The sequence below is a fragment of the Streptomyces sp. S.PB5 genome (genome assembly GCF_030403745.1).
Classification (GTDB): Bacteria; Actinomycetota; Actinomycetes; order Streptomycetales; family Streptomycetaceae; genus Streptomyces.
In genome coordinates this window covers 394,255-411,860 of record NZ_JAQMWP010000009.1, presented here as the reverse complement: position 1 = coordinate 411,860, position 17,606 = coordinate 394,255, and the positions used below count along the sequence as shown (strand labels likewise).

At 70.9% G+C, this 17,606-nt stretch carries 19 protein-coding genes; 4 read left to right on the top strand and 15 right to left on the bottom strand.

Translation table 11 applies throughout. The features are described 5' to 3' along the window. Positions 1–77: 77 nt before the first annotated feature. From PH203_RS25490 to PH203_RS25465, 6 genes are all read right to left on the bottom strand, one after another. Positions 78–1,505: an FAD-dependent oxidoreductase gene (locus PH203_RS25490; protein ID WP_289922809.1), complete on the bottom strand. Its 1,428-nt coding sequence runs from the start codon at positions 1,503–1,505 to the stop codon at positions 78–80. Between the two features lie 35 nt (positions 1,506–1,540). Beyond that, positions 1,541–2,368 (bottom strand): ABC transporter permease, encoded by an 828-nt coding sequence (locus PH203_RS25485; RefSeq protein ID WP_289922808.1) that lies wholly within the window; start codon positions 2,366–2,368, stop codon positions 1,541–1,543. Beyond that, complete coding sequence (locus tag PH203_RS25480) at positions 2,369–3,298, bottom strand: ABC transporter permease (RefSeq protein ID WP_289922807.1); 930 nt, start codon at positions 3,296–3,298, stop codon at positions 2,369–2,371. Then, entirely contained in the window at positions 3,298–4,461 is a 1,164-nt protein-coding gene (locus PH203_RS25475) for an ABC transporter ATP-binding protein (protein WP_289922806.1), read from the bottom strand. The genes PH203_RS25480 and PH203_RS25475 overlap by 1 nt, the downstream gene beginning before the upstream one ends. Further along, complete coding sequence (locus PH203_RS25470; protein ID WP_289922805.1) at positions 4,458–5,705, bottom strand: spermidine/putrescine ABC transporter substrate-binding protein; 1,248 nt, start codon at positions 5,703–5,705, stop codon at positions 4,458–4,460. Before PH203_RS25470 ends, PH203_RS25475 begins: the two co-directional genes overlap by 4 nt. Before the next feature lie 79 nt (positions 5,706–5,784). After that, on the bottom strand, positions 5,785–7,323 hold the full coding sequence (locus PH203_RS25465; protein WP_289922804.1) for a gamma-aminobutyraldehyde dehydrogenase: 1,539 nt from the start codon (positions 7,321–7,323) through the stop codon (positions 5,785–5,787). Between the two features lie 179 nt (positions 7,324–7,502). On the opposite strand from PH203_RS25465, the gene PH203_RS25460 reads away from it, so the two are divergent. Next, positions 7,503–8,105, top strand: a complete 603-nt coding sequence (locus tag PH203_RS25460; RefSeq protein WP_289922803.1) for an NADAR family protein — start codon at positions 7,503–7,505, stop codon at positions 8,103–8,105. A 174-nt stretch (positions 8,106–8,279) separates the two neighbouring features. Here the strand turns inward: PH203_RS25460 and PH203_RS25455 are convergent, their stop codons facing one another. Beyond that, entirely contained in the window at positions 8,280–9,356 is a 1,077-nt protein-coding gene (locus PH203_RS25455) for a hypothetical protein (protein WP_289922802.1), read from the bottom strand. A gap of 151 nt (positions 9,357–9,507) precedes the next feature. Here PH203_RS25455 and PH203_RS25450 point away from each other — a divergent pair, with 151 nt between their 5' ends. Further along, a complete protein-coding gene (locus PH203_RS25450; protein ID WP_289922801.1) occupies positions 9,508–10,569 on the top strand; it encodes an adenosine deaminase in 1,062 nt (353 codons plus the stop codon). Between the two features lie 85 nt (positions 10,570–10,654). Then, positions 10,655–11,341 (top strand): glycerophosphodiester phosphodiesterase, encoded by a 687-nt coding sequence (locus tag PH203_RS25445; RefSeq protein ID WP_289922800.1) that lies wholly within the window; start codon positions 10,655–10,657, stop codon positions 11,339–11,341. A gap of 414 nt (positions 11,342–11,755) precedes the next feature. Here PH203_RS25445 and PH203_RS25440 read toward each other — a convergent pair whose 3' ends face one another. Next, entirely contained in the window at positions 11,756–12,355 is a 600-nt protein-coding gene (locus PH203_RS25440; protein ID WP_289922880.1) for an NAD(P)-binding domain-containing protein, read from the bottom strand. Between the two features lie 46 nt (positions 12,356–12,401). Here PH203_RS25440 and PH203_RS25435 point away from each other — a divergent pair, with 46 nt between their 5' ends. Continuing rightward, positions 12,402–12,749, top strand: a complete 348-nt coding sequence (locus tag PH203_RS25435) for a helix-turn-helix domain-containing protein (protein ID WP_289922799.1) — start codon at positions 12,402–12,404, stop codon at positions 12,747–12,749. Here the strand turns inward: PH203_RS25435 and PH203_RS25430 are convergent. The 7 genes from PH203_RS25430 to PH203_RS25400 form a co-directional block, all read right to left on the bottom strand. After that, entirely contained in the window at positions 12,731–14,410 is a 1,680-nt protein-coding gene (locus PH203_RS25430) for a sigma-70 family RNA polymerase sigma factor (RefSeq protein WP_289922798.1), read from the bottom strand. The genes PH203_RS25435 and PH203_RS25430 overlap by 19 nt on opposite strands. 147 nt (positions 14,411–14,557) lie before the next feature. Continuing rightward, a complete protein-coding gene (locus PH203_RS25425) occupies positions 14,558–15,073 on the bottom strand; it encodes a hypothetical protein (protein ID WP_289922797.1) in 516 nt (171 codons plus the stop codon). 37 nt (positions 15,074–15,110) lie between these two features. Next, a complete protein-coding gene (locus tag PH203_RS25420) occupies positions 15,111–15,596 on the bottom strand; it encodes a hypothetical protein (RefSeq protein ID WP_289922796.1) in 486 nt (161 codons plus the stop codon). Further along, positions 15,580–16,071 carry an RNA polymerase sigma factor gene (locus tag PH203_RS25415; RefSeq protein ID WP_289922795.1) on the bottom strand — a complete coding sequence of 164 codons (492 nt, stop codon included), beginning with the start codon at positions 16,069–16,071 and terminating at the stop codon, positions 15,580–15,582. Before PH203_RS25415 ends, PH203_RS25420 begins: the two co-directional genes overlap by 17 nt. Further along, positions 16,068–16,691, bottom strand: coding sequence for a class F sortase (locus tag PH203_RS25410; RefSeq protein ID WP_289922794.1), 624 nt, complete (start codon positions 16,689–16,691; stop codon positions 16,068–16,070). The genes PH203_RS25415 and PH203_RS25410 overlap by 4 nt, the downstream gene beginning before the upstream one ends. Next, positions 16,688–17,074, bottom strand: coding sequence for a sortase-dependent protein (locus PH203_RS25405; RefSeq protein WP_289922793.1), 387 nt, complete (start codon positions 17,072–17,074; stop codon positions 16,688–16,690). The genes PH203_RS25410 and PH203_RS25405 overlap by 4 nt, the downstream gene beginning before the upstream one ends. 108 nt (positions 17,075–17,182) lie before the next feature. Beyond that, a complete protein-coding gene (locus PH203_RS25400) occupies positions 17,183–17,593 on the bottom strand; it encodes a hypothetical protein (protein ID WP_289922792.1) in 411 nt (136 codons plus the stop codon). Positions 17,594–17,606 lie beyond the last annotated feature (13 nt).

Genomic DNA, 17,606 nt, shown 5'->3' with positions numbered 1-17,606 from the left:
CCCGCACCCCTTCCCTGAGCCGGGCGCAAGCTCAGCTCAGGAAAAGGACCCCGGCGCCTGAGCCGTCAGGTGAGCGGTCAGCTGTCGAACCCCAGGCCCAGCCTGTCCATCGTCTTCAGCCACAGATTGCGCCGCCCCCCGTGCGAGTCCGCCCGCGCCAGGGACCACTTGGTCAGGGCGATGCCGGTCCAGGCGAACGGCTCGGGCGGGAAGGGCAGCGGCTTCTTGCGGACCATTTCCAGGGCGGTGCGCTCGGTGGCCTCGCCGTCCAGGAGGTCCAGCATCACGTCCGCGCCGAAGCGGGTCGCGCCGACGCCGAGGCCCGTGTAGCCGGCCGCGTAGGCCACGTTCCCGTGGTGGGCGGTGCCGAAGAAGGCCGAGAAGCGGGAGCAGGTGTCGATCGCGCCGCCCCAGGCATGGGTGAAGCGGAGGCCCTCCAGCTGGGGGAAGCAGGTGAAGAAGTGCTCGGCGAGCTTGGCGTAGGTCTCCGGGCGGTCGTCGTACTCGGCGCGGACCCGGCCGCCGTAGTGGTGGACGGCGTCGTAGCCGCCCCAGAGGATGCGGTTGTCGGCGGACAGCCGGAAGTAGTGGAACTGGTTCGCCGAGTCCCCGAGGCCCTGGCGGTTCTTCCAGCCGATCTCCGCCAGCTGCTCGCCGCTGAGCGGTTCGGTCATCAGCGCGTAGTCGTAGACCGGGACGGTGTACGAACGGACCCGCTTGAGCAGGCTCGGGAAGATGTTGGTGCCGAGCGCGACCTTGCGGGCGCGGACCGAGCCGTAGGGGGTGCGTACGGCCATGCCGGCGCCGTACGGCTTCAGGGTGAGGGCGGGGGTGTGCTCGTAGACGCGGACGCCGAGGTCGACACAGGCCCGCTTGAGGCCCCACGCGAGCTTCGCCGGGTTGAGCATGGCGACGCCGCGCCGGTCGTGGAGGCCCGCCTGGAATGTCGGTGAGTCGACTTGTTCCCTGACCGCTTCCGCGTCCAGGAACTCCACGCCCTCGGCGAGGCCCCGGCGCTCCATCTCCTCGTACCAGTCGCGCAGTTCCCACGCCTGGTACGTCTCGGTGGCGACGTCGATCTCGCCGGTGCGCTCGAAGTCGCAGTCGAGGGAGTAGCGGGCGACCGCCTTCTCGATCTCGTCGAGGTTGCCGGCGCCCAGCTCCTCCAGCTTGTGGATCTCGTCCGGCCAGCGGGTCAGCCCGTTGCCCAGACCGTGGGTGAGGGAGGCGGCGCAGAAGCCGCCGTTGCGGCCCGAGGCGGCCCAGCCCACCTCGCGGCCCTCCAGCAGGACCACATCCCGCTGCGGGTCGCGCTCCTTGGCGAGGAGCGCGGTCCACAGTCCGCTGTAACCGCCGCCGACGACCAGGAGATCGCAGGTCTCAGCGCCGGTGAGGGCGGGCTCGGGGTGGGGCTTGCCGGGGTCGTCCAGCCAGTACGGGACCGGCTGGGCGTCGGAAAGAGACTTCATGAAGTCACTGCCACGGCTCATGGCGCTTGGGGCCATGATTTCAACTCCCTACAGGGGACTACGTAAAAGACTTATGCCTTTTGCTTGTTACGGCGATTACTGATGACCATAGAGGCCAGGACGAGCAGTACGGCGACCAGGAACATGGCCGTACCGATCACATTGATCTGAACGGGCGTACCGCGCTGTGCCGAACCCCAGACGAACATGGGGAACGTGACGGTCGAGCCCGCGTTGAAATTGGTGATGATGAAATCGTCGAAGCTGAGCGCGAAGGCCAGCAGCGCGCCCGCCGCGATTCCCGGTGCCGCGATCGGGAGAGTGACGCGGATGAAGGTCTGGAAGGGGCCCGCGTAGAGGTCCTGCGCGGCCTGCTCCAGCCTCGGGTCCATCGACATCACGCGCGCCTTCACCGCCGTCACGACGAAGCTCAGGCAGAACATGATGTGGGCGATGAGAATCGTCCAGAAGCCCAGCTGCGCGCCCATGTTGAGGAACAGGGTGAGCAGCGAGGCGGCCATGACGACCTCGGGCATCGCCATCGGCAGGAAGATCAGCGAGTTCACCGCGCCGCGGGCGCGGAACCGGTAGCGGACCAGCGCGAAGGCGATCATCGTGCCGAGGATCGTGGCGCCGACCGTCGCCCAGAACGCGATCTGGAGGCTGACCGAGAGCGAGCCGCACATGTCGGCGACCCCGCACGGGTCCTTCCAGGCGTCCGTGGAGAACTCCTGCCATTCGTAGTTGAAGCGCCCCTTCGGATTGTTGAAGGAGAACACCGTGACGACGACGTTGGGCAGCAGGAGATATCCGAGCGTCAGCAGTCCCGCGATGACGACGAAATTGCGCTTGAGCCAGTTGACGCTCGTGCCGAATTTGCGACTCTGTCGCGTGTCCATTTAAACCAGATCCTCCGTTCCGGACCGGCGGATGTAGACCGTTACCATGACGAGGATGGCGGCCATCAGGATGAAGGACAGTGCCGCCGCCGTCGGGTAATCCAGAATCCGCAGGAACTGGGACTGGATGACGTTTCCGACCATGCGGGTGTCCGTCGAACCGAGCAAGTCCGCGTTGACGTAGTCACCGGCGGCCGGGATGAACGTCAGCAGCGTGCCGGAGACGACACCGGGCATCGACAGCGGGAAGGTGACCTTCCGGAAGGTCGTGACCGGCTTGGCGTACAGGTCGCCGGCGGCCTCGTGCAGGCGGGTGTCGATGCGCTCCAGCGAGGTGTACAGCGGCAGGATCATGAACGGCAGGAAGTTGTACGTCAGACCGCAGACGACGGCGAGTGGCGTGGCCAGCACACGGTCGCCGGTGGTCCAGCCGAGCCAGCTGGTGACGTCCAGGACGTGCAGCGAGTTCAGGGCGCCGACGACCGGGCCGCCGTCCGCGAGGATCGTCTTCCAGGCGAGGGTGCGGATCAGGAAGCTGGTGAAGAACGGCGCGATCACCAGGATCATGATCAGGTTCCGCCAGCGGCCCGCCCGGAAGGCGATGAGGTACGCCAGCGGGTAGCCGAGGATCAGGCAGAGGATCGTCGCCGAGCCCGCGTAGAGGATCGAGCGCAGGTACTGCGGCCAGTACTCGGACAGCGCGTCCCAGTAGGTCGCGAAGTGCCAGGTGACCTTGTAGCCCTGCTCCAGGGACCCCGTCTGCACGGACGTGGAGGCCTGGTAGACCATCGGCAGCGCGAAGAAGACGACCAGCCAGAGCAGGCCGGGCAGCAGCAGCCAGTACGGCACGAGCCGGCCGCGCCCCCGCGGTGGCTTCTTCTCCGGTGCGGTCGGGGAAAGAGGCGGCGGCGCCTCGGTGAGCGTCGCCATCAGGCCGCCGCCCCTTCCTCGACACCGGCGTCGATGTCCTGGGCGGCGTCGAGGCCGAAGGTGTGGGCGGGGCTCCAGTGCAGGACGATGTCGGCGCCGGGCACGAGCCGGGAGTCCCGCTCGATGTTCTGGACGTAGACCTCGAACTCGGGGCAGACCGCGCTGTCGATGACGTACTGCGTGGAGACGCCGATGAAACTGCTGTTGGCGATCTTGCCGGTGATGCGGTTGCGGCCCTCGGGGATCTCGCCCGCGTCGTCGGCGTGGGTGAGGGAGATCTTCTCCGGGCGGACGCCGACCAGCATCTTGCCGCCGGTCGTCGTGGGCGCGGAACATCGCGACTCGGGCAGCACGAGCTTGCCGCCGCCGGCCTTGAGGACGATGTCGTCGCCGTTCTTCGTGTCGACCTCGGCCTCGATGAGGTTGGAGGTGCCGAGGAAGTTGGCGACGAACGTCGTCTGCGGGTTCTCGTACAGGTCGGTCGGCGAGCCGAGCTGCTCGACGCGGCCCGCGTTCATCACGGCGACCGTGTCGGCCATGGTCATGGCCTCCTCCTGGTCGTGCGTGACGTGCACGAAGGTGATGCCGACCTCGGTCTGGATGCGCTTGAGCTCCAGCTGCATCTGGCGGCGCAGCTTGAGGTCGAGGGCGCCGAGGGGCTCGTCGAGGAGGAGCACCTTGGGGTGGTTGATGAGCGCGCGGGCGACGGCGACACGCTGCTGCTGGCCGCCGGAGAGCTGGTGCGGCTTCTTGCGCGCCTGCTCACCGAGCTGGACCAGGTCGAGCATCTCCACGACCTGCTTCTTCACGCTCTTGATGCCGCGCCGGCGCAGACCGAAGGCGACGTTCTCGAAGATGTCGAGGTGCGGGAAGAGGGCGTACGACTGGAAGACGGTGTTCACCGGCCGCTTGTAGGGCGGCAGGTGGGTGACCTCCTGGTCGCCGAGGAACACGGTGCCGGACGTCGGCTCCTCCAGGCCCGCGATCATCCGCAGGGTGGTGGTCTTGCCGCAGCCGGAGGCACCGAGCAGGGCGAAGAAGGAGCCCTGCGGCACGGTCAGGTCCAGCGGCTGTACGGCGGTGAAGCCGTTGTCGTACGTCTTGCTGATGCCCGAGAGGCGGACGTCCCCGCCGGTTTCGTTCTTGTTCGTCACGGTGGTCACGCCCCAGTCAGCTTCGCGAACTTCTCTTCAAAGGCCGTCTCTTCCTTCGAGCTCAGGGAGCGGAAGGCGTGGGACTTCGCGGCCATGGCCTTGTCCGGAATGATCAGCGGGTTGTTCGCCGCATCCGGGTCGAGCTTCTCCAGCTCGGCCTTCACCCCGTCGACCGGCGTCACGTAGTTGATGTACGCGGCGAGTTCGGCGGCCGGCCCCGGCTCGTAGTAGAAGTCGATGAGCCGCTCGGCGTTCGTCTTGTGCCGGGCCTTGTTCGGGATCAGGAAGTTGTCGGTCGACGTCATGTATCCGCTGTCCGGGATGATGAAGTCGATGTCCGGGCTGTCGGCCTTCAGCTGCACGACGTCACCGGCCCAGGCGATACAGGCGGCGAAGTCGCCACTGGTCAGGTCCGAGGTGTAGTCGTTGCCGGTGAACCGGCGGATCTGGCCCTTGTCGACGGCCTTCTGGATGCGGGCGATCGCCGCGTCGTAGTCGTCGGCGGTGAACTTGCCCGGGTCCTTGCCCATGTCGAGCAGCGTCATGCCGATGCTGTCGCGCATCTCCGACAGGAAGCCGACCTTGCCCTTGAGCTTGGGGTTGTCGAGCAGGTCGGAGACCGACTTCACCTCGACGCCGTCGAGCGCCTTCTTGTTGTAGGCGATGACGGTCGAGATGCCCTGCCAGACGTACGAGTACGCACGTCCGGGGTCCCAGTCGGGGTTGCGGAACTGTGCCGACAGGTTGGTGTACGCGTGGGGCAGGTTGGAGGCGTCCAGTTTCTGGACCCAGCCGAGGCGGATGAGGCGGGCCGCGAGCCAGTCGGTGAGGACGATGATGTCGCGGCCGGTGTCCTGGCCCGCCGCGAGCTGCGGCTTGATCTTGCCGAAGAACTCGACGTTGTCGTTGATGTCCTCGGTGTACTTGACCGAGATACCGGTCCGCTTCTTGAACTGGTCGAGCGTGGGGTGGTGCTTCTCGCTCTCGTCCACGTCGATGTACTCGGTCCAGTTGGAGAAGTTGACGACCTTCTCCTTGGCCGAGTGGTCCTCCGCGGAGACGCCGCCCTTGGTGTTGCCCGCCGCGGGGATGCCGCAGCCGGTCAGCGCCCCGAGGCCGCCGACCGCGAGCGCGCCGCCCGCGGAGGCGCGCAACAGGGACCGCCGGGTCATGGCGGCCCGGCCGTTGCGGAAGCTGCGCCGCATGGCGGCCACTTGGGCCGGGCTCAGGCGGTCGGGCTCGTACTGCTCCATGCGCGTGGTGCCCTTTCAGCAAGAGTCGGCCGCGGGTCAGGCGGCCTTACAACGACACCCGGCGGTAGCCGGATATTGGCTACAGCCGGTCCCCGAAGATCGTGCGGTGCCAGTCCTTCCTGACGACCGCCGTATTGTCGAACATGACGTGCTTGATCTGGGTGTACTCCTCGAACGAGTACGAGGACATGTCCTTGCCGAAGCCGGACGCCTTGTATCCGCCGTGGGGCATCTCGCTGATGATCGGGATGTGGTCGTTGACCCACACACAGCCCGCCTTGATCTCGCGGGTGGCGCGGTTCGCCCGGTAGACGTCACGGCTCCAGGCGGAGGCTGCGAGCCCGTACGGGGTGTCGTTGGCGAGCCGGATCCCCTCGTCGTCGTTGTCGAAGGGCAGGACCACGAGGACCGGCCCGAACAGCTCGGACTGGACGATCTCGCTGTCCTGGGCGGCGTCGGCCACCAGGGTGGGCCGGTAGTAGGCGCCCTTGGCGAGCTCCCCTTCCGGCGCCTCGCCGCCGGTCACCACGCGCGCGTAGGCACGCGCACGGTCGACGAAGGCGGCGACCCGGTCCCGCTGGACGTGCGAGATGAGCGGGCCGAGGTCGGTGTCGGCGGCGAAGGGATCCCCCAGCCGCACGGTCTCCATCAGGGCGGCCGTCCGCTCGACGAACGCCTCATAGAGGGGCCGCTGCACGTACGCGCGCGTGGCGGCCGTGCAGTCCTGTCCGGTGTTGATGAGCGCGCCCGCCACGGCGCCGTTGACGGCGGCGTCGAGGTCGGCGTCGTCGAAGACGACGAAGGGGGCCTTGCCGCCGAGCTCCAGGTGGATCCGCTTGACGGTGGCGGTCGCGATCTCGGCGACGCGCTTGCCGACGGCGGTGGACCCGGTGAAGGAGGTCATGGCGACATCGGGGTGCCCGACGAGGTGCTCGCCGGCCTCCTTGCCGGTCCCGGTGACGATGTTGATGACACCGTCGGGGATCCCGGCCTCGGTGGCGGCCTGCGCGAACAGCAGCGAGGTCAGGGGCGTGAGCTCGGCGGGCTTCAGCACGATGGTGTTGCCCGCGGCGATCGCCGGGAGGACCTTCCAGGCGGCCATCTGGAGCGGATAGTTCCAGGGCGCGATGGAGCCGACGACACCGATGGGCTCCCGCCGCACGTACGAGGTGTGGTCGCCGGAGTACTCACCGGCCGACTGGCCCTGCAGATGGCGGGCGGCACCGGCGAAGAAGGCGGTGTTGTCGATCGTGCCCGGCACGTCGAACTCGCGCGTGAGCTTCAGCGGCTTGCCGCACTGCAGGGACTCCGCGCGGGCGAAGTCCTCGGCGCGCTCGGCGAGCACGGCGGCGAAGCGGTGCAGGGCGTCCGAGCGCTCGCCGGGGGTCGCGGCGGACCACGCCGGGAACGCGGCGCGCGCGGCGGCGACGGCCGCGTCCACGTCGGCGGCGCTCGCCAGCTCGTACGTGTAGACCTCCTCGCCGGTCGCCGGGTCGACGACCGCGTGCGTACGTCCGGAGGTGCCCTTGGTGAGGCGGCCCGCGATGTACTGCGCGCCGTCCGCGAAGTGCTCCTGCGCGGGGAATCGGTCCGGGGTGGCGTTGCCCGGGTTGTGCATGTCGCTCTCCTCCGCCGCCGGCCCACGGTTCCCGCAGGCGAGGCGTGGCTCCAGCTCGATTTGAGTGCCGATCCTGACAGAGCGAGTGCCGTCCGACAAGGGATTCCGTTGTTGCCTTTTAGTTACGCGACGGAATCTGTCGACCAGGTGTCGAGTAGGCCTCGAAAAGGCAGGACGGAATGTCAGTGGTGGCTGCCACACTCGCATGCATGACGAAGATCGATTCTCGGGACACCCTGGTCAGGGCCGTCCAGGCGGGGGCGAGGGTCAAGTACCTGCACTTCTGGGGACACCGGCCGCGGGCGGACGGACGGCTGGGGCCGACCTGTCTCAGCCAGTGGTGGGCGTCGCCGTTCGTGGTGGACGGGGTGACCTATGCGACGGCTGAGCACTGGATGATGGCGCAGAAGGCGCGGCTGTTCGGGGACGGCGCGGCGCAACAGCAGGCGGTGGCCGCGCGAAGTCCGGCGCTGGCGAAGAAGGTCGGGCGGCTTGTGCGGGGGTTCGACGAGACGGTCTGGGAGCGGGAGCGCTTCGCGATCGTCGTCGAGGGGAGTGTCCACAAGTTCTCCTCGGACCCCGGGCTGCGGGAGTTTCTGCTGGGCACGGGGCAGCGGGTGCTGGTGGAGGCCAGCCCGGTGGACCGGGTGTGGGGCATCGGCCTCGCGGCCACCGACGAGGCGGCGCTCGATCCCGAGCTGTGGCGAGGACCGAACTTGCTGGGGTTCGCGCTGATGGAGGCGCGGGAGCGGCTGCGGTCGGCGGCCACCGCGGAAGCCTGAGCGCTCCACGCGGGAGTACGGCGAGGGGGTGGCTGTCGGTCGGCTGCGGCGCCGTCGCGGCTGGTCGTGGCCGGTCGTGCGCTGGTCGCGCCCACGCGGCGGAGCCGCACATCCGGTGCGGCCCCGCGCCCCTTCAGGGTGCTGCCGAACCGCAGCCGGCTTCAGCAGATCCGCTCAGGTCACCATCAGCAGGACGACCATCCCGATGCCCAGGGCGATGCCCACGGCCCCGCAGATGATCCCCGCCAGCGCCTGCCCCGGGTTCGTGGCCGCGCCGTTCCGTGCCTTGCCCCGGCCGATCCCGCCGAAGATCACGCCGAGGACGCCCAGGATGATCGCCAGCGGCCACAGACAGAAGACCAGGTCCGAGAGGATGCCGAGGACCAGGGCCGCCGTGCCCATCCCGTTGGCCGGCATGGGCTGCACACCGGGCCAGCCGTGGTAGCCCTGCGGGGCGGCGCCCGGCTGGCCGTACCCGGCGCCGGGATAGCCGTAGGGGACCTGTCCGGGACCGTCGGGGGCGATGGGCGGCGGGGGGACGTGACCGTCCTGGGCGTAGGGAGCGGGGCCGGCCGGGGGTGCGAAGGGATTCGGCGGCGCGTAGGAGTCGGCCGAGGGGTTCGCGGGGCCGGTCGGCGGGGCGAAGGGGTTCGGCGGCGCGTAGGGGTCGACCGAGGGGCTCCCCGGACCGACCGGGGGTGCGAAGGGATTCGGCGGGGCGTACGGGGCGGCCGAGGAGTTGCCCGGGCCGGTCGGCGGGGCGAACGGGTCGGCCGGAGCGCTCGCCGGGGTCGGGCCGCCAGGCGCGGCGAACGGGTTGGCCCACGTCGGTGACGGCGCCGGTGACGGCGCAGGAGCCTCCGGGCCCTGCATCGATGTGACGGTCTGCTGGTCGTGGACCGACGGGGGCGGCCAGGACGCAGGGTCGTTCGAGGTGACGGTTTCGCCGGGGCCGCCCGGCGCGGCGGACCGGTCGCCGACCGGGGCGAACGGGGACGCGGACACATCGCCGGAGGACGAGGCGGGCGTATGACCGGAGGACGGCACCTGTGTGTCGCCCGCCCCCGCGAGCGGTACGTCGTCCGCCGTCGCCGTCTGTTCCGCGGAACCGTCGCTCGCCGGGGGCGCCCAAGGGCTGCGCTCCCCCGCCGCCTGGTCCCGCGGCGTCGGCTTGTCCAGCCCCACCCCGGGAGTCGGCGACGGAGTCGGCCCGTGCGCGTCGCCCGTCGGCTTCTGCGCCTCGTCGGACATGTCCCGGACCCCCTCTGTCGTACCGCCCCGTCATGCTACGGCCAGGGCCGCTCCCCCGCGGGGTCGGCTTACGATGATCCCCGAGTCATCGATCAGCCGATCACCCGCGCCCGCCGCACAGCGGCCGAGAGCGCCGTTCCGGGGAGGAACCTTGACCGAGCACCTCATCGAGCCGAGCGTCCCGCGCGACCTGCACGCCTTCATCGCCTCGCTGCCCAAGGCCGAACTGCACGTCCACCACGTGGGCTCCGCCTCCCCCCGGATCGTCTCCGAACTGGCTGCCCGGCACCCCGACTCCAGGGTCCCCAGCGACCCCGAGGCCCTGGCCGACTACTTCACCTTCACGGACTTCGCCCACTTCATCGAGGTGTACCTGTCCGTCGTGGACCTGATCCGCACACCGGAGGACGTACGTCTGCTGACGTACGAGGTGGCCCGGGATCTGGCCCGGCAGCAGGTGCGCTACGCCGAGCTGACCATCACGCCGTTCTCCTCGACCCGGCGCGGTATCGACGAGCGGGCGTTCATGGACGCGATCGAGGACGCGCGGAAGGCGGCGGAGGCAGAGTTCGGGACCGTGCTGCGCTGGTGCTTCGACATTCCCGGCGAGGCGGGGCTCGTCTCCGCCGAGGAGACCGCGCGGCTCGCCACCGACGACCGGCTGCGCCCCGAGGGACTGGTCTCCTTCGGGCTCGGCGGACCGGAGATCGGCGTACCGCGGCCGCAGTTCAAGCCGTACTTCGACCGCGCGATCGCCGCCGGTCTGCACTCGGTGCCGCACGCCGGTGAGACGACCGGCCCGGAGACGGTGTGGGACGCGCTGACCCACCTGCGCGCCGAGCGCATCGGGCACGGCACCAACTCCTTCCAGGACCCCAAGCTCCTCGCCCACCTCGCCGAGGAGCGGATCCCGCTGGAGGTGTGCCCGACCTCCAACATCGCCACCCGCGCGGTGCGCACGCTCGACGAGCACCCGATCAAGGAGTTCGTGAAGGCCGGGATCGTCGTCACGATCAACTCCGACGACCCGCCCATGTTCGGCACCGACCTCAACAACGAGTACGCCGTCGCCGCCCGCCTCCTGGACCTCGACGAGCGGGGTCTGGCCGACCTCGCGAAGAACGCGGTCGAGGCCTCCTTCCTCGACGAGCCCGGCAAGGCCCGTATCAAGGAGGAGATCGACGCGCACACCGAGGCGTGGCTCGCGCCCTGAGCCGTCCGCAACGCGCCCTGGCCACCCGTCCACACGCGCCCTGCCCTCGTCCACAACAGGCCACGACGCCCACCACAATGGGCCCATGCAGAAGCTGACCGCAGTGGCCCATCGCGGCGACCCCTATCGCGTCCGTGAGAACACGCTCGACTCCGTGCGTTCCGCGCTCGAACTGGGCGCGGACGCCGTCGAGATCGACGTACGCCTCACTCGTGACGGCGTGCCCGTGCTGTTGCACGACGGGACGCTGAAGCGGCTGTGGGAGCACGAGCGGCCGCTGCTGTCGCTGTCGGCGGACGAGGTCCGAGGTCTCACCGACGGCAAGGTGCCGACGCTGGCGGAGGCCCTGGCCGTGGCCGACGGGTCCCGGCTGATGCTCGACCTGCCGGGCACCCCGGATGTGAAGGCGGCCCGCCGGGTCGTGGACGTCGTCCGGGAGGCGGGAGCCGAGGAGCGCGTCTACTACTGCGCGGGCGCCCCCGCCATGCTCGCGGTACGCGCCGCCGACCCGGCCGCCGAGATCGCCCTGACCTGGACGACACTGGCCCCACCGCGCCCCGCGCTCCTCGACGCGGTCCGCCCGCGCTGGCTCAACTACCGCTTCGGCCTGGTCGACAAGGCCCTCGCCGACCGCGTCCACCGCGACGGCTACCTGGTCTCCGTCTGGACCCCCGACACGGTCCGCTCGATGCGCCGCCTCATCGCCGCGGGCGTCGACTCGATCACGACGAACCGTGTCGACGCCCTGTGCGCCCTGCGCGACACCGACTGAGCGCTCCGCTGGAAGTACGGCGGGGGTGTCGGTCGGCTGTGGTGCTGACGTGACCGGTCGGGACTGGTCGTGGCCGGTCGCGCCCCGCGGCGGAGCCGCACATCCGGTACGGTCCCACGCCCCTTCAGGGCGCCGCCGAACCGCAGCCGACTTCACCGGATCCGCTCAGCCACTCTGCCGACGGTGGCGGTCCGCGGCGCCGTCGCGGCCAGTCGTCGCCGGCCGCGGCCGGCCGGGACTGGTCGTAGCCGGCCGGGACTGGTCGTAGCCGGCCGGGACTGGTCGTAGCCGGCGGCCGTGGCCGGCCATGGCTGCCCGTGGCTGTTCGCGCCCCCGCGTCGCACAGCCGCGGACCACCCCGCCCCCGCGCCCCTTCAAGGCGACGCCCCACCGCAGTGCACTCCGCCCGCCCGCTCAGGCCCCCGCGAAATCCAGCGGCGGCGCGATCGCCTGCGCGTCGGCCCCCTCCCCCACCCACAGTCCGATCAGCAGCGCCGCCGTCGCCTCCAGCAGCCCCGCCCGGTCCAGTCCCCCGGCGTTCAGCGGCTCGCATCCGAGGTCGCGTACGAGTCGTCGTACGACGGACAGGGCCTTCTCGTCGTCGCCGCACAGCGGTACGGCCAGTGGGCGGCCGTCGAAGACCGGCGGGGTCAGCCGCCAGATGTCGACGTGGCAGAGGTTGAAGGCCTTGACGACGTGGGCGGCCGGTGCGGCGGCCGCGATCCGTTCGGCTGCCGAAGGTCCGCCCGCGGTGAGGAGCCGGAAGCCGGGGTGGCCCACCGGGTTGGTGCAGTCGACCAACACCCGTCCGTGCAAGGTATCTTCGAGTCCGGTGACCACCTCGACGACCGCCTCGTAGGGCAGCGCAAGGAGCACCGCGTCCGTCCCGAACTCGGCCGCCGCCCGCAGCCCGCCCCGTGACCGGCTCCCGGCGAGCACCTCGTGTCCCGCCCGCCGCCACTGCGTGCCCAGCGCGTCCGCCATTCCGCCCGCGCCCAGAATTCCGATTCGCATTCCCATGGGCAGGACTGTAGGAAGCCGCTCGGGCACCATTCGGTACGTGACGTTTCTCGCCGACTGCCGCGCCCGGCTCGCCTTCGACCTGCTCGCCAACACCTGGAACGCCGTGGTCATCTGGGCGTTGCGGGACGGTCCCGTGCGGCACGGGGAGCTCAAGGACCGTATCGGCGGCATCAGTCAGAAGGTGCTGACCGAGACCCTGCGCCGGCTGGAGTTCAACGGACTCGTCCGGCGCCGCGCGTACGCCGGGTCGCCGCCCCGCGTCGAGTACGAACTCACCGATCTGGGAAGGACGTTGCTCGCCCCGATCGACGCCTTCGGCGCATGGGCCTTCGAGCACGGCGACGAGGTGATGGCGGCGCAGGAGCGTCACACGCGCGAGCGCTGAGCCACCGTCGCCGGATCGGCGGGCGTCTCGCGGGTGACGTACTGCGGTACCGGTGTGGTGTCCTTGCCGTTGTCGCGGACCAGGCCGTAGCGGACGGCTCCCTGCGGAGGGCCGTACCGGACGTCCTTCTCAGCGGCCTCCCAGGTGGAGGGGTAGACGATGAGGCCGTAGTCGGCGCCGCGTTCGTTCTGGTTGAGGACGACGGTGCCGTCGAGGTAGAAGTACTCGTTCTGCCACATCTGCTGGGCGCCGTCGGGCAGGACCGCGTAGCCGATCGAAGGGCTGCCCATGCCCGTCGTGTCGGTGCCGGTGTAGACGTCGTCCATGCGCCGGCCGCCGCCGGAGGCGACGTGGAAGAGCTCGCCCTCCAGGCCGGTCCAGGCCGGCATGGTCAGCCCGCCCGCGCGGAACTGCGGGGCGATCTGCCAGCGGACCAGGATGTAGCCCTGCCCGCTGAGCGTCACCTTCTCGCCCCGGTGCTCCATGACCGCCTTCGCGCCCCAGGTGCTGGTGATGCCGGACTCGGGGCGGTGCGGGAGGGCCGCGGGCCGGGCGTTCGGGTCGGGGGCACGGTCGACGGTGTCGACGACCGTGCCGTACAGGTTGACCTTCGGCTGCTTCGGCTGCGTGGGGGACGGTGAGGGGCTCGGGAGGGCCGACGGGGAGCTGGTCACGGCCGGCGGGCGGGCCGTGCTCGCTGCCGTGGGGCTGGAGACGGCACGCGGCGGCGGGCTGCTGTCCGAGGGCTGCGTAACGACGTACGCGCCGCCCGCGACGATCGTCGCGCCCGCCGTGACCGCGACGACGGGCTGGGTGAGCGCGGCCATCGCCTTGGCGGACCAGCCGGCCGAAGTGGCCGCGACCGACGCGACCGTGGCGGCCGCCGCCGTCTTGCCGCCGAAGGCGAGGGAGAGGGTGAAGCCGACGGGGAGCGGGACGAGGGCCATGCCGACGAGCAGGCGTTCGGCGGGTACGACGGTCTCGCGGGCGTCGCCGCAGTAGCCGCAGCCGCGGATGTGCCGGGCCAGCCGCTTGCGCCAGACGGAGTCGGGGCGGCCGTCCCAGCGGCCGGTGCGTTCGCGCAGGCCGGGACAGGCGCCGTCGAGGGCGCGCACGATGCCGCGGGCGGTCTCCACGCGCTCCTTGAGCCGCTGGACGCGGACGGCGGCGTGCTGCCGGCTGATGCCCGCGGCCGCCGCCAGCTCGCGCCGGGTCAGCTCCCCCGCGACCTCCAGCCACCACAGCGACAGCAGCTGCCGGTCCTCGTCGTCGAGCCAGCGCACCGCCTCCACGACCTCACGCCGCTGGCCCTCCAACTGGAGGCGCAGCACGGTGAGTTCGGCGAAGTCGGCGGCGTCGCTCGCGGTGGAGTCGTCGAGCGGGGCCGGGGCCGTCCGGCGCCGGGCGCGGTCACGTATCTGGCGCATGGCGATCGCCACCAGCCAGGACCGGAAGCTGTCCGGGTCGCGCAGCGAGCCCAGGTTGCCGACGGCCCGCAGCATGGTCTCCTGGACGACGTCGTCGACATCGGCATGACCGTTGAGGGCGCGGCCCACGATGTTGTAGACCAACGGCAGCCACCCCGCGACCAGTTCGTCCAGCGCCCGCCGGTCACCGGCCTGCGCCGCCGCGATGGTGTCGCGCCACTGCCGCGTCTCCACGTCGTCCTTTCCAGCTCTCCAGCCGCTGCCGCTTGGTCTCCGCACGCACACTCTCGGGCGGACCCGCGCTGCTTGGCTATGTCGGGGATCACAGCGTGGAGACGGAGTGAAGGGCGCCGCGATAACACTTTTCGGCGCCCTCCGTGCTCAAGCGGCGGCCACGGCCCAGGTGTTGGCGGGGGTCAGCGCCTCCAGCCGCTTGATCTTCCGCCGCACGACATACAGCGGGATCACCCCGAACACCCCGAAGGACATGTCGATCACCTGCCACCAGAACGGAATCCCCCGGATCGGCCCGCAGATCAGCGCGAGCGGGATGATCCCGGCACAGGCGATCATCGCGAACTCGACGACCCAGATGTTCCGTACGGGATCGCGGTAGGGCCCGTAGAAGGCGACCGCGATGACGAGATGGGCGAAGGCCAGCCAGTCGGTGCCGTAGAGGAGGAAGGGGTAGTCGGAGTCGGCGGTGTCGAGGCCCTGGCGGACGCGGGTGATCCAGTCCGTCAGGGCGTCGGGGGAGGGCAGCCGGCCGAGCAACTCCTCGGTCCAGCGCAGTTCGTGGACGAGGGGGAAGGCCGTGGCGCCGCTGAGCACCAGGCAGACGACGAAGAGGACCAACCAGGCGCGAATGCCCTTGAGCAGGGCGGCTCTGTCGCTCATGGCAGGAGCGTACGCCCGAAGTTGAACATGTTCAAAACTATTGCGGGGCGCCGTCCGACGGCTCGGTCGAGGGCACCGCGGTCGGATCGGACAGGCCGGTCGGGACGGGCGCCTCCGTCGGGCTTGACGCGGGCTCGGTCGGGGTCGGCGACTGCGACGGACCCGACGACGGCTTGCCGGGGACCTCGGTCGTGGGCAGCGCGCTGGGACCGGCACTGGGACCGGACGGTGCCGACGAGGTGGCCGGCGGCGGACTGCTCGCCGGGGGCGGGGCGAGCGGAACCGTCGGCGACGCGGGCCCCTCGGACGCCGCCGGCCGCAGCGGAAGCAGTACGGCTGCGGCGAGCCCGCAGGCCACCGCGGTCCCCGCCGCCGCGCGCAGCAGCTTGCGCCGGCTCGCGCCGCGGCGGATCGCCTCGTAACGGCCGGGCGGTGGCCCGAGATGGGCGTCGGCGGGCCGCAGGATGACGGCGAGCGGGTCGTCGGGGTCGAGGTCCGGGTCGTCGTCAGGGCGTGTGATCAAGGCTTCTCCTCAGATGGGCGCGGAGCAGTTCGCGGGCCGCGTGGAGGTCGGCCTTGACGGTTCCTTCCTTGCGTCCGGTCAGCACGGACACCTCTCGGATCGGCATGTCAGCGTAGTAGTGCAGCAGGATCGGGACGCGCAGTCGCTCGGGCAGCGACTGCACGAGCAGCCGTACGGAGGGGTCGGCCTGTTGGCCGTACGGGCTCACCGCGACCTCGTTGCCGACTCGCCGCACCGCCCGGCGCTCGCGCTCCAGCTTGCGCCAGTGGTCACGGACGAGGTTGGCCGCGGTGACGTACAGGAAGCCGCGCGGTTCCTCGACGGCCGTCCAGCGCGCCCACAGCCGGGTGAACGCCTCCGAGGCGATCTCATGGGCCGTCTCGTCGTCGTCCACCAGCCGACGGCACCAGCCGGCGAGGCGCGGATAGAGGGCGGCGAACAGCTCGGACGCCGCCCTCTCTCGGGATCGTTTCAACGTTCTCCCGTATCGCCGGCGGCATCGGTCGAAGCGGCGAAGACGATCACGTTGTCGCGGTACCCGGCACCGCTCCGGGGTCCGCCGCATGTGATGAGACGCAGCTCGGGCCGGTCGACGTTCCCGTACACGGCCCCGGCCGGGAAGTCGGCCTTGGCGACGGTACGGACCTCGGTGACGGCGAACGCCGCCGTCCCGCCGTTCTCCAGACGCGCCTCGATGCGGTCACCCCGGCGCAGTTCCCCCAGCCGCCGGAAGACCCCGTCCCCGTACGAACCGACCCTGACATGGCCGAGGATCACCGACGGCCCGGTCTGGCCGGGGGTCGGCGAGTGCTCGTACCAGCCGGCCCGGTCGTGCGCGGTGATCGGGGGCACCTCGACGGTGCCGTCCGCTGCCAGCCCCAGTCGCATGACGGGGGTGTCGACGCCGATGTCCGGTATCCGCAGCCGCACCGGCACCGAACGGCCTCGCGGTGCGGCCGACTTGCCGGAGGAGGGCGCGCTCCTCGGAGGGCTGTCCGGCGCGCCCGAGGAACCGCTCCCCGATCCGCCGCACCCCGCGAGCAACGGCGTGGTCAGCACCGCTGCGGCGAAGGCACGCCTGGAGAGCGGACTCATACGCCGGTCGCCCGCCGACGCCGTACGAGAAGAACGGCACCGCCGGTCAGCACGACGGCCGAAGCGGCACCGCCGCCGATCAGCACGCCCGAGCCGCCGGACCCGGACGACGAGGCGACGCCGGTGTCGGGCGCGCCGCTGGGCACGACGGAGACCTGACCGCCGGGCGCCTCGGTCGGGACGGCGCTCGGCTCGGCCGACGGGGCGGTCGTCGGGTCGGAGGGCGCGTCGCTGGGCACCGGGGTCGGCGCCTCGCTCGGAACGGTCGAGGCAGTCGGTGCGGGGCTCGGGGCAGTGCTCCCCCCGTCGGCGAACGCGGGCACCGCGCCCGCCAGTACGGCGGTGCAGGCGAGTGCCAGGGCACTGAGGCCGGTTCGGCGCATGAAACGCTCTCTTTCGTCGGTCCGGCCGCGCGGTGCGGACGGATCGAGCGGAGAGACGAGACAGCGACGGCACGGGTTGTAAAGAGATGGCAAAGCCGCCGGGACGGCTCAGTCGTCCGCGCGGGAAACGGTCCGCTCGGCGTCCCAGCCCGCGAAACGGAACGGTGTGGCGCGTTCGGCGTCCTCCTGTCCGCTCCAGCCGAGCGAGATGGGGGTTCCGGGGCGCAGCCGCTCGGGATCGGGCCCGAGGAACCGGTAGTGGGTGGGGTCCACCGCCGCGGATTCCAGCAGCACGGTCTCCCCCACGTGCAGTACGGGACCCAGCGCCCGGGTGGGGACGGCGGCGTCGGTCTCCACCAGGAACTCCGCGACCTCCCCCTCGGCCGGCAGTTCCGAGTCGAAATTGCGCGGGCGGCGCCATGCGTGCCGGACACGCCGGGCCGTCACCTGGAGAACGCGGGGCAGTTCGAACCGCGGCTCGGGGCCGGAGGGTTCGGGTTCGCCGGGATCCGTTGTCATGACGAGGCGCTCC